7 protein-coding genes are annotated in these 12103 nt (G+C 56.9%); 2 read left to right on the top strand and 5 right to left on the bottom strand.

Translation table 11 applies throughout. From position 1 onward, the window contains the following. Positions 1-9: 9 nt before the first annotated feature. From D3D01_RS16590 to D3D01_RS16580, 3 genes are all read right to left on the bottom strand, one after another. Positions 10-1698 (bottom strand): hypothetical protein, encoded by a 1689-nt coding sequence (locus tag D3D01_RS16590; protein ID WP_121512999.1) that lies wholly within the window; start codon positions 1696-1698, stop codon positions 10-12. A 264-nt stretch (positions 1699-1962) separates the two neighbouring features. Continuing rightward, positions 1963-6027 carry an ATP-binding protein gene (locus D3D01_RS16585; RefSeq protein WP_147439942.1) on the bottom strand — a complete coding sequence of 1355 codons (4065 nt, stop codon included), beginning with the start codon at positions 6025-6027 and terminating at the stop codon, positions 1963-1965. Between the two features lie 283 nt (positions 6028-6310). Further along, positions 6311-6712: a hypothetical protein gene (locus D3D01_RS16580; protein WP_121512997.1), complete on the bottom strand. Its 402-nt coding sequence runs from the start codon at positions 6710-6712 to the stop codon at positions 6311-6313. Positions 6713-6989: 277 nt separating this feature from the next. Here D3D01_RS16580 and D3D01_RS23490 point away from each other — a divergent pair, with 277 nt between their 5' ends. Continuing rightward, the gene (locus D3D01_RS23490) at positions 6990-7175 is read left to right on the top strand and encodes a hypothetical protein (protein WP_147439941.1); all 186 of its coding nucleotides are present in this window, start codon (positions 6990-6992) and stop codon (positions 7173-7175) included. Positions 7176-7912: 737 nt separating this feature from the next. After that, positions 7913-8413 carry a hypothetical protein gene (locus D3D01_RS16575; protein ID WP_121512996.1) on the top strand — a complete coding sequence of 167 codons (501 nt, stop codon included), beginning with the start codon at positions 7913-7915 and terminating at the stop codon, positions 8411-8413. A gap of 660 nt (positions 8414-9073) precedes the next feature. Here the strand turns inward: D3D01_RS16575 and D3D01_RS16570 are convergent. Then, positions 9074-11347 carry an Ig-like domain-containing protein gene (locus tag D3D01_RS16570; protein WP_121512995.1) on the bottom strand — a complete coding sequence of 758 codons (2274 nt, stop codon included), beginning with the start codon at positions 11345-11347 and terminating at the stop codon, positions 9074-9076. A 52-nt stretch (positions 11348-11399) separates the two neighbouring features. Next, entirely contained in the window at positions 11400-11828 is a 429-nt protein-coding gene (locus tag D3D01_RS16565; protein ID WP_121512994.1) for a hypothetical protein, read from the bottom strand. Positions 11829-12103 lie beyond the last annotated feature (275 nt).

The raw sequence follows: 12103 nt of genomic DNA, 5'->3' as shown, positions 1-12103 counted from the left end.
AACGGCGTCTCAAGATAGTCGCCGGCGAAGGCGGTCGAGTAGTCTGCTCGAGGATGGGTTGCCCTCTTTTGAGACCCCACTAACCTCTTCACGAGACGGGAGACCGTCATCGGCAGCCGTATTCTCCCTGTCGTGCTTGCCCCGGCCATTGGAATGTAGCTCGGCACTGTCGTTGGATTCACTGTCACCATTTCGTTCAGTCGAGGACTGGTGTATTGAGTGACTTCGGCTACCGTTTCCGGTGGCAGTGTCTGTGTTCCCCTGTTCTCTGAGGAGAGTCTTCTCACTGGTAGGGTCGATCCCTAGAGCGGTCCGATACTGACGCAGAAGAGTCTCTAATTCTGCAATCCGCTCACGCTTCTCCTCAAGCTCACGTTGTTGACGTTGTACCTTTGCAGCTAAACGACGAGCGTCGTCAACGGCTCCGGTACCAACGGGACTAGAACCAGTATCATGAATCGACGCCTCCGAGGCTGGCGCCTCATCCAGATTTTCCTCTCGGTCGTCAGGTGTTGAACGCTCTTGATTCGTTGGCGGTGTGTAGTAGTCATCAATAGTCAGGAGCGTCCGGGAGATACAGACGTCCCCATAGGTCGCGCCGTTCGCGAAGTGGACCCGATCCCACTTGCCCCGGTAGAGGCCGGAATCTCGGAACAAGCGATCCATCCGTTCGGGATGGCCACCGGTCCAAAACCCCAGGTAGAAACACAGTCCCATGTCTGCCTCCGACTGCGAGGGATATCGGCTCTCGGGCGATGCCCAGAGTTCCTTATCTCCATCGTAGAGAGCCGCGATGGTGTCGCCACTTTTCGAGGCCATCGCCTGCTCCAAGAGTGCGTCATCATCGAGGTCAACACCTGGACCAGCTATTTCGTCGAGTGTAGTGGGAGGATCATCGGGAAGGGCATCTACGCTGGAACTGTGCAGGGCGACTTCGAGCGCCGGATCTTCTATGTCCGGGAAATCGAGTCCGTAGCGAGCATATAGACTCGACTTCGAACCGAGAGCTTGTGGTTTCCCATCATCGGATTCTCCATTGGGTCCATCGCCAGTAGATCCGCCACCCCGTACCTCGTTTCCAGTCTCCGCTGCCGCGTCGACTGCCTGGTCGAGGTCAACTGCCTCAGTATCCGAATCGGGTGATGTCTGAACGTATTCGTAGTGGACACCGAGCAGTGCGTCTTGCCGGCGAGCAATCGTCTCAGGTGTCCCGTCAACGTGGTCGGTCGTGACGGTGAAGAACCGAGCCTCGTCGTACATTTCGACATCACCACGCCGATTACGACCCGGCGGAAGTTCTCCTTCGAGAAGGACGTGAACACCGCGTCCTGATGGAGACACTTCGGTATAGGAATCGAGGCGCTCGACGATGTCACTAGCCCAGTCAGTGAGGTCGCCAGTATCAGGCTCACGGCAGTCGTCTAGGTCGACGCCAACGATGGATGTCTTAGGTGCGAAGACGAATCCAATCCCATCGGTATCGACACGGTCGCTCTGGTGGAACTCAAGAGCGATCTGGAGACCACGCCACGTTGCAGGATCCGTCGCACTGGCGTTCGGGGTTCCATTGGTGTGGTAGGGCTTGATCGGAACCTTTGTTGGCTTCCCATCACGTTCGACCTCTTGCCAGCAAATCCATTGCTCACACTCGGCCAATCTATCTGGAATCAGACGCTCGTCGATTTCACTGCTGGACATGGATAGAACGGGGAACTGTTTCTGTCGTATTCACGGCCGATTCGGCACCGCGATAAACCTCAGTGCGGCGCCGTGCACTCTGTACCCTCTCCGAAACGAGCCCGTGCGCCCAAAACCGTATGACTGCGCGCTGCTCGTGCGGACCTGCGTTCCCTCTCCTTCCAAGACCTATTCTAGGTGTTTCATCGATAGACGCAGGAAAGCAGGAGGTCGCTTTAGAGACTCTATGGAGCGCCCGGTGCGCCCAACTAGTGACGCAGATCATCATCCCTCGGAATCCTCCTCGACTTGGTCGACTGATTCGATGATATTGCGACCGCCGACGAATCGCCATTCGCGGGGATTGTCGAACGCTTCCTCTGAGAGACGTGCATAGTTCTTGGTAGTTTTGTGGGGTACGTTCTCAAGGCGTCCAGCATCGGCCAGTGCTCTGATAATTTCGTGGGCGACGTCCGTATGCGGGACTACCCACATCTTCCTGACCCCCTCGAACGACGCGAGATCGTCGTAGTGTTTGACCATCAATTCCGGACGGATATTCGTCACCACCTCAGCTATCACCGCGAGCGTTCGGCTTCCGTCGTCACGCGGAAGGAACGCGGCAACGTCGAACACCATCCCGCCGGCCATCGGCTCGTAATAGGTTTCGACGAGAAGTCCCCGGTTTCGCAGATGGCGAGCGATGTACTCAACGTAGACCTTGTGAGCCGTTTTCTCGAAAAGGTCTCCGTTGTTCCGGCCCGCGTAGATCGTCCTGTTGGCTGCGGCCTGTCCCGCTGGAGGCACGTAGTAGTACTTCCGACCGTACACGCGCTGGATTTCGAGGAATCCGTCTTCCACCAACTGCTCTTCGTCGACCTCTCCCTCTATCGCATCCCGGATGTCGGTCATCGACTGTGTCAGGTCGTATCCATCCAGTTCGCCGTTGATCCCCGCGATTACGTCTCGAAGGAACTGCCGTGCTGTGTCTGTCAGGTCACTTATCCGGTCAAGATTCTTCGCAGGCCCCGGTGTCGCTGGAAGATCAGAGACGTGGTGTGTGGCATCTGCGGTAGGGCCCTCCGTTCCGGAGGTGTCCCTCTCCTTCGACTCATCCAAGTGATCCTGTGATGGCGAGCCGTTTCCGAGAACGGTTCCGAACTCGTTGGAAGCCCCGCCAATAGCAGAGTCGGGATGGGGCTCCACCTGAGAGTCCTGTTCATCCGAGTTCCGAGGCTCGTCTATTTCTTCGGAGTCGGGCTGCTCAGCATTCTGGTCTCCGTCCGGAGGCATCGGAGGTCGTTCAGTTGTCGCGCTGTTCATCGGCCCGGTTCCATAGCGGGCTGCACGCTGGGCGGCATCCGGCGGGCTGTTGACGCCGGGGACGAGACAATACGTGAATCGAGTACGTGACCACTGGAGTTCGTCTGCCTCCTGAAAAGTCATCTCTGCCGTCGGGCTGTACGTGCCCGCGTCGACCGGCTCCTCTCCGTCGCTGTGTCCGTCCGGGACGGGAAGCGGCTTGAGTGTCACCAGTTCCGGTGTGTCGGTCATGAAGCCGGTGTCGGGTAACTGTGCAAGCCACTCACCACGAGGGAGTGACGCTATCCGGTTCGAGAGGGCGACGGGGTCGAGTTCCTCGTGGAACAACGTCGTCGCCAGCTCGTCGTCGATTGCGAGCTTGCCGATGAGCTTGGTGTTAATGTTGCGGAGGATTTCCTTGTAGGCCCGCGTATCGAGTGCGTCACGTTTGACCTGCTCCGGGAAGTGAACGATGAGTTCGAACGCGAGAGCGAACTCACGGGCGTCAGGAATCATCTCGTCCCGGACGAGACTGGACTGCATAATCGGTGCGGCCTCGTCGATGATCAGGTTCACACAGTAGCCGTCGGCAGGGTCGAGAGCGGTCCGGTTCCATCGCTTTCGGAGTCGCACCCACGACCAGAGATAATCCAGCATCAGCACCGTGAAGACATTACTCGACGCGGGTCGGAACTCGCCGGTATCGATCAGCACGACCGACTTCGAATCGAGGAGCCCATCGAGGTCGAGCAGCATCTGCTCGTCAGCATACCGCTGGGCTTCACCGTCCCATTCGGGAACGAAGTTCAGCATTCGCCAGATGAAATCTCGCTCTTTCAGCTTCGTGATGCGGTTGAGAACGGCGTCGATCGACGTGGCGAACCGTCGTTCCTCGGCACTGAAGTGGCGCGTGAGCGTCGCGTGAAGCTCTGGATCGCTGACCTCGGGAATCGTCTGCTCGGTCTGCATCTTCGTGGCCGCATTGAGGAGGTCGCTGATGGCGTACGCATCCTGGCCGTACACCGGGTCGAACAACGCACCGATGAGATTGCTGAGAATCTCCTGTGCGACGAACGCCTGGTTGTGTTGTTCGTCACCAAGGACGTACTCCAGTAGTTCGTTGTAGCGGTCGATTTTCTCCTGAACAGCTGCCTCACGACTCATGCCAGCCGCGATCTGGGGGCGGATGTCGAAGAACGGGAACGCAGGTAGTTCGCCGTTCGGCCCTGGAACCGGGAGATGGACGATGTCGTCGAGGTCGCCAAACTGCCGGAAGTGCGCTCGTTTGTACTCTGTTGCCATGCTGCCGCCCTTCTTGTCGAAGATGAATGTCGGCCCGTCGAGTTGATCGTACGCGCTGAGACCGTCGTTGATCATCGCGGTCGTCTTCCCGCCACCCGTCGTCGACGCTCTGAGTACGTGATGGGTGAGTTGCTCGGCAGTGAGACTGATGGGGATGTTGTCGCGGTCGGGAGATGCCGTTTCAGCCTCACCGATGCACATCCCCGAGTCGAATTCCGCAAGCAACTCTTCGTCGGTCGCGGTCAGCGGTGATCGAGCGTCTGGAGCGCCACCAGACGCACCACGACTTGCCTTCGGAAGCGCGCCCGTGCTGGGCACAGTAACGAAGTTGGCGAGTTCGTCCGGGCTAGCGACGATGATCGGGTTCTTGCTCTGGAAACGCTCTCGAATACTCGTCGTGCTCAGTCGCGACCGGCAAAAGACATCGAACTCACGCCCGACGTGGCCGACATTCGCCCCCTCAACGCCGTAGTACGGACCACTGAGAGCAGTGAATGCTCCTGTGATACCGTTCACAATGCTCGGTTCGCCGGCCGCTCGTAGGGAGACGTCGAACGTCACGGTCGGCTGTTTCAGGTCTATCTGTCCCATGCGGCTGTGTCGGGTTGATTGTCCGTCCCCGCCGCCGGAGATGGTCCCCCCGATCTGCTCAGGAGTATCGGGCCGGTGACGCTGCCGTCGCTCTTCTTCCGATGTACCAAGGAGCATCGCGGCTGCCTCCTGCTTGAACGAACTGAAGACACCAGTCGTCCCCATCTTGAGATTCCGTTTCTGGACCTCTGCTTCCTTCGTCCAGTCACGACGAGGTGTGAAGACGGCCTGGAAGACAAACGGTTCGTCCGTCTCTGTGGCCTGTTCGAGGAGAACACTCAGAGGTGACCGAAACGAATCCTCGATGTCGACTGAGATCTCACTGAACTGCGAGAGCAACGTCATCCAGTCGTTGTTCTTCGTCTCAACGCCCTCCCAGCGTACCATCGCCGGCGGCGTCGGGTCGCCATTCGCGCCACGTCGAGATTCGTCGCCAGTATCTTCAGCTGTGTCGAGAAGGTCTGGTTCGAAGCCGTCTAGTTCAACGAGTTCGTCGATACCTTCGAACGCGGCCAGGTCCGCGAGCGTCGCACCAGCGGGCTCGACGTCGTCGACGAAGATATCGGTCGTGGCGAACGGGACGATTTCGAAGTGGAAGCTCTCGGGATACATCGCACGGACGTTCGCTGCGAGGTGTTCGAGAGCCTCGACCTCGTAGGGCCGAACGCCGAGGTAGAAGTCGAATCGGCGGGTATCTGCTGGCTTGTGAATCAGGAACTCGAACGTCCGCTGTGTGCTCACAAACGAAAGCCGGCGTTCGAGATGGAACGGCATCTCTCGGCCACTCCCAGCCCGGTAGAGGCCAAAGAGTCCCTTGACGACGTGGTCTGGCGTTACCTGCTCACGAGCCGGCGTGATTTTGATATACGGACGGAACCCATCATCGTCAGCGTTGTCGGATAAGTCACCAGAATCGGGCCCGTCCAAATCACCGTCCGATTGGGTTGGTTCATCGACCGGGGAAGTGGTTGAGTGACTCTCGTCGGCTCCGCCACTAGCGTCTGCATCATCCCCGTCTGGGCCGACGTTGTCACTCGTCCGACCGTGGATACGTGTCGAAACCGCGTTCTGGATCTCGGAATCATCGATATCTGGTAGCCGTGGTTCATGCTCCCCAGAGCCAGACCGACGGTACGGTCCCGGTTCGCTCGTCATGAGGACCACCATTCCAGGGGAATCAGCGACCACAGTCGAGGGAATTCTCGCGCAGCGAGTAGCTGGCTGAGGCGGCGATACAGCGGATTGTGGGTTAGTGTGTGCATGTTTGGAAAGAGGGTCACGGCAGAAACGGTGAGCAATGCTGTGGAGCAACCAGCCGGGAAGCAGTTCCACCGACTAGACAAAGCGCTGGTCTCGATGGATGGAGTACACCGCAACGGCGGTATGAAATCCGGTCACGAGGCGCCTCGAAAGGAATCACGTTCTGGGGCCGTCGGGCTCACCCTGCGATGAATTCGAGGAGGGAAATGAGTGCGCCGAGGCCGAAGTACGCGATGACCATTGCACCGCCGCCGAGCGTCAGCTTCATTCCCGTCTCGGAGCGCTGAGAGTTCGTCCGGGCAGTGAGCCAGACGATGATTCCCAGTACCAGTACAGTGAGGCCAGCGTACTGGAGCGTCGTGTAGACAACGTCGTAGAGATTAGTAAGAATCGTCTCCCAGCCAGCGACAGAACCACCGGACCCACCGGTGGGGCCAGTCGATTGTGCGGCTGCTGGGCTGACGAAGAACATCAGCGAGAGCAAGGCGGTGACGAGAAGGCTCTCGAATTCACGGACTCGCCGGAAACGGCGGATACTATTCGAATCTGTGTCAGGGGCTGTAGTGTGCTGGTTCGTCATTGCACACCGGGCGTAAGCTGGAAGTTATAATATTAGTTTCAGGAATGCGGCTTTCGCAATCTTACAGCGGCCGCAAGATTGCGGCGGGCGCACAGGTGCGCAGATTTTCGGCAATATATGCGTTCTATGGGGGCATTAAGCGAAACAGTTATGCTTGGTACATACCCACACAGATTGAGCAAGTAGTTGCGGTCCCGATCTGTAGTCGAACAAGAGTGACCACCATGCCGTATACCACTAAAAGGGGTAGGCTGAACAGCCAGCGGGGACAATCGCGATGAGCCGATACTCGATTCCTGTGAAAGAAGGAACGCGCGACCGCCTTCGGGCGTACAGCAACCGAAACCTCCTCGACCGACAGTCCTACGACCAAGCAGTGAACGAACTGCTCGATGAGATAGAGTTCGCCTCGGCTGAAGAACTCAACGCGCAGTACAGAACGTTCGAACGAGGTCGCGTCTAGCTCCTCATTCTGCCATCGACAGAGTGGGGGACAGCCGTCATCGGCCGATACGCGACTTACATCCCGAATTTTGAGGTTTCGCAGAAGACACCACAGAATGGTTTTCAGAGTGTTGATTTACTCCCCATGTTCGGTCAGTACAGACGTAATATGGCCCCTCGGAGTCAGGAGGGGCCACTTGGTTGCCTCTGACAATTGAATGGACACACTGGGCTGGGAGCTGATTGAGTGAAGGGTAGTGTGTCCACATGACCATGTCTGGTCAACCCATATAACTGCCAGCTATCCTGCAAGTCAAGTGGAACTGAATGATTTTACTATTTTTATTCAATGCAGGCAGAAGAGCAACTGAACTAACGTGCCCGAATACCAGGAGATTCCACAGCAAGGCCACGATATCGGAACCGTTGGCGAGGGCTACGCTAGTTGAGAAGATCAACGGCAAACAGACACTGTTCAGCAATCCCGGAATCGGGATGCCAACATTTCAGAACGCCGTGGACTTACCGCACCCTCCTAAGGCCTTCAGTAGTCCACTCTGGTTGGTTTTATACTGATTAGTGTACTCATCTGCCGCAATGTGATTCTACTCCTCGGATGTATTTATCAGTATCTGTTTTATGAATTTTGAATGGCACGACCTGCATTGAAATGCAGATATCCCTACAATCGTGTGAAAGTGCGGATTACGCACATTCTGAGTGTTTTTGCTTCCCAGTAACTGAATAGGAGGAACAATGCCGTCTGTCTCTGAACTCATTGACCCAGCGTTTCGGCTGTTCACTGTCGCAGAGGTGACGGCCAGATATCTGGCGATGATCTTCCTCGTCGTCGGAATCATCGGCTTCTTCACCACGGAATCAAACTCACGGCGGTCAATCCGTTATCGGGGAATGATGATCGGAGCCGCCGCCGCTCTCGTCGCAATCCTCGGTATCAACGCATTCTATGATCTCGTAGCCTTCATCATGGGAGGGACTGGGTTTCTCCCATCGACTTGGCCTTACGGGGCGATCGGGACTTCTAGACTTCTCCCAATAGCCCAAGCAGCGTCAGGAATCCTGTCCTATCTGGGTCTGGCTTGCTTTTCGCTAGGGGCTGCATTGTGGGCTGGTGGCTCAAAATCCGGTCGAACCTCGACTCGTGGCTATCGCGGAGTCACCTGGGGGTTGGTGATGATTGGCGTCTCGATGGGAGGAACTCTATTCTCTGTCTTTGCAGGCATCTACGGGATCTGACTGTTCGATAGAAGGGTCTTTCATAGAACGATCACACAGATGGTTTCTGCCGAACTACAATGATTTAACCGTTCGGTAGGCTTGCGAGTTGTTCAGCTTGTGGTTTCAGTTGGTATGTTAAACAAGGTGACGAGAGTAAAACCGAGATAGAAACCTGTTCCGTGAAGAAGTGTCTGAACGAGGAGTTCTTCTGGTGTACTAATTCCGAGAATATTGGTGAACCACAGATCACTGAGAGATATGAGAAATGCGAGGGTGTACGTGAATACCCCCCTACGAAGACTGAAGAGAGGGCTTGTCTGTATTTGCTCAAGCATGTTGTCAACTTTTCTGCGGAGTGCTATAGACTTTCGCTGTACGGTAACTACGTGTGCCAATCGACCGCTAATCTGTTTTCTGCGGCGTGTGCCGATGTCCACAGTTCTCACATCGGTATACTGGTCGCCATCCTCCGCCTGTCACAAATCGCTTCGTGTAAGCGTCTACTGCACCGCAGTCAGGACAGACATCGGGCAGCTCAGGGAAACAATCTCCCACGATTCCCATTCACGACTGGACTGTGTAAGCGTTGGGCTGTACTGAGCGATCGGCTCGTCGACGTGTCAGTGTAGTCGAACCGCCCCAGACATTCTAAAAGAATCTCAGTTCAGAGAAACACCGTCAAGCAGGTTTCTCACGCATAAACCGCATCCAGAACAGTGCGAAGATTCCAAGCACCAACCACTCAACAAAGACGACCGTATTCGAAATCGCCGCGTCGAGATAGCCAAAGAGGTCGGTACTCCCTGCAACGAATGACGCGGGCGAGACGCCATAGGAGCGAGCCTCCATGTAGTACGAGGAACGAGACTCGCGCCAGTCATCCCCCGCAAAGTGAACACGAACCAGTGTCCCTGAGACAGCGGCTGTTGCCCGTCCGTTCGCATCCGTCGTCACGTTTTGTACGCTGGCTCCATCGAGACTCACCAGTCGGTTCGGGATTGGGTTCCCTGCAGAATCGGAGAGGAACACCTCGGCCGTCCCGGCACTATGATTCATCGTGATTGTGAGTTCCGACGCCTGATATCTGACGACGTTCACAGAAGTATCGACGGGGAGCCCCCAGACGTCGCCCGCCTGAGCACTTACCGTCTCGCCCATCGTGCGGTCCATGCTTTTCAGGATACCTGCGTACTGGTCGTAGAGGTAGGTCGGCTCCGTATTCTCGGGGGCGACGATGGTACTCGGTAACGACGCTGCCGGAACAGATCGGTTCTGAGCGGCGTATGTCGTCTCCCACCAGATACGCTGGTCTGCAGATTGTTCAGCGAGAACGCCTACGCTCGCAGGACTCATCCGATATCGAAGCATCGCCGGGTACGCCCCGTCGTACGAGTGTGAGGCCTCGACCTGAGTCAGCCCACTTTGGGTTCGCTCCTCGACGTGCGTATTCCGAGCGACGGAGTAGAATCGCCATGGCGCCGTAACGTACATTGTCTTCTCGCCGATCTGGATTTCGATATCCTCCCAGGCAGCTGCACCGGCCGCGAGACCCTGCTCGCCGCTCCAGTTCACTGCGACGATATCTCGGCCCGGTCGGTCGTACACTTGGATGTCGATAGAGAGGTCGTCGCTGTTGACCGTTTCAATGGGGACAGAGTATTCGAGTTCGACCACTCGGTTGACCGTCTGTCGCGTGTTCCACTCGGAGCACTCCGTACTAGAGACGCCGTAGTGAGTTTCCATCTCGACCTCGATTCGAAGAGTGGCAGTGAGGTCGTAGTTTCCTGGCGGGAGGTGCCGTGGCCGAGAGGTTGTGTAATTCATCGTCGTCCACATTCCCGGCTGGGTCCTGTCCAGACTGATATTACCCGCTGTGACGTTCACAACCGACGCGTTCGAGTCGATAATCCGGTAATTGGCCCAGCGAGTCAACGAGGCGGTGCCGTTGGAGGTAACCGTCGTGTTCCCCTCCTCGGTTCGACGAGTGACGGTGCAGCTTCCGCTCTCGCTGTAATCAGCTGGCGCCTCTATGCGGTAATCCCACGGGATATACGTAGTGAGTTGTTGGCTCTGGGTGACGTACCGACCGTCGTGCCAGACACCGGGGATAACGTCGATGTTGCCGACATACGCATCACGGACAAGCGAATGAGAGCCCGACTGCCACTGAAGGTCAACGTCCGCGCCGTCGGTGGTTGGGAATACCTCCACGCCGTTCTGTGTAGGCACGACAGAGGTACTTCGCGCTGCAGAGTCACTGGGTGCCATTTCGGAGTGTTGAAGCAGCGACTCGATGATCTGGATTTTGCGGTCGATGACAGTACTGTAGTACGAGGAGAGAACGAGCGCCTCGTCTGTATTCGTGACGGTGAGTTCGCCGTCGACGCGTTCGACATCTGCGTTGTACACCGGATTCCACCAGCCGTTCGGGTGTCGGACTTCGACGGTGTACTGGCCGTCGTTACTCGTGGCTCGACTCGGGTCACCAGTATAGATTGGGAGAATGCGGAACTCTCCTCCCCACCAGTCTCGAAGGGGCGTCCACTGGTCCCGGTAGGGTACTTGAACAAATCCGCTGAGGCCGGATTGGTACATATCGGACTCGTTCGCGATAAGCAGTGCATCGCGTGATTGGATGTTCGAGTCCCAGAGTTGGACCGGCTGGGTACCTACGGTCCGGTTGACTTCGCTGATCGTGCCGTTCTCGCTGTACTCGTAGACCTGAACGACACTGGATCCCCGACCAGGGTCGGGGTCGTTACTCGCCAATACCCGAAACGTGTCGTCGTAGTCCCTTTCGACGCCAGGTTCTGGACTGGGGATGAGTAGATCGCCTGCCGCTGCTCCAATGACCGCACTGGAGACTAAGAGGAAAGTGATGCCGGCGACGACGAGCCGTTTCTTCGCGAATGTCCCGACAGAATGGATTAAAAGCTGCCTCAGTCGTTTCATATCACGGGCTACTTGGCGTAGTTTCGAATCAGACGAACGGCCCTCACGAGAGTTACCCGAGGACATACTGTAAGAGGTCCACGAACGTCCGAAAGGCGGTCCCGACGACGAACAGTCCGCCGCCAGACATCGCGAGCCGTCGACCCCACGCACGGCGATAGAGGCTGTGGCTCCCGAGCCAGGCCATCATACCCAGTACTAGCAGGACGAGGCCGGCGTAGACGAATACTGTCGCTGTCCACGGCGGGAAATCCAGCATCGAGCTGAAATCGACGACTGCCAATATTGTCTCCGGACTCGACAGCTGGAATGCGGAGAGATACAGCCAACCGAGGCCTGCGAATGAGCCTAAAACATCACCAGCGATGTGGAATCGTTCCAGTGGGATTGTCAGTGGTCCCGTAACCGGGAGCATCAGATCAGGAAGTTCGCCACCGAACGGCAGCAGGAGGTGAAGGGGTGAAGGTGTAGGCATAGTCATCGCTATCGAGGAGGCAGTACCGTGAGAAAAGTTCTCCAAGAATGCGGAAATCGCACGCTTGCTCCTGGCGCAACAGTGCGCTGTGCGCAGGAATACGCCATACGCATTCCTGAAATAAACAAATGGGTGCCTCACCGATGGCTGGTGTGATGCACTACCAAACAGTACCCACAACTGGGGCAGTCCTATCGCTTCCATCCGGAACGCTGCTACCAGTCATGACTGCTATCGAACTTTCGCTCCTGAGTGCCGACTCGTTAGTCGAGTGTGCCAGC

Source organism: Haloarcula sp. Atlit-7R, assembly GCF_003666065.1.
GTDB lineage: Archaea > Halobacteriota > Halobacteria > Halobacteriales > Haloarculaceae > Haloarcula > Haloarcula taiwanensis.
The sequence above is the reverse complement of the archived record's forward strand: the minus strand, read 5'-3'. Positions and strand labels throughout refer to the sequence as shown.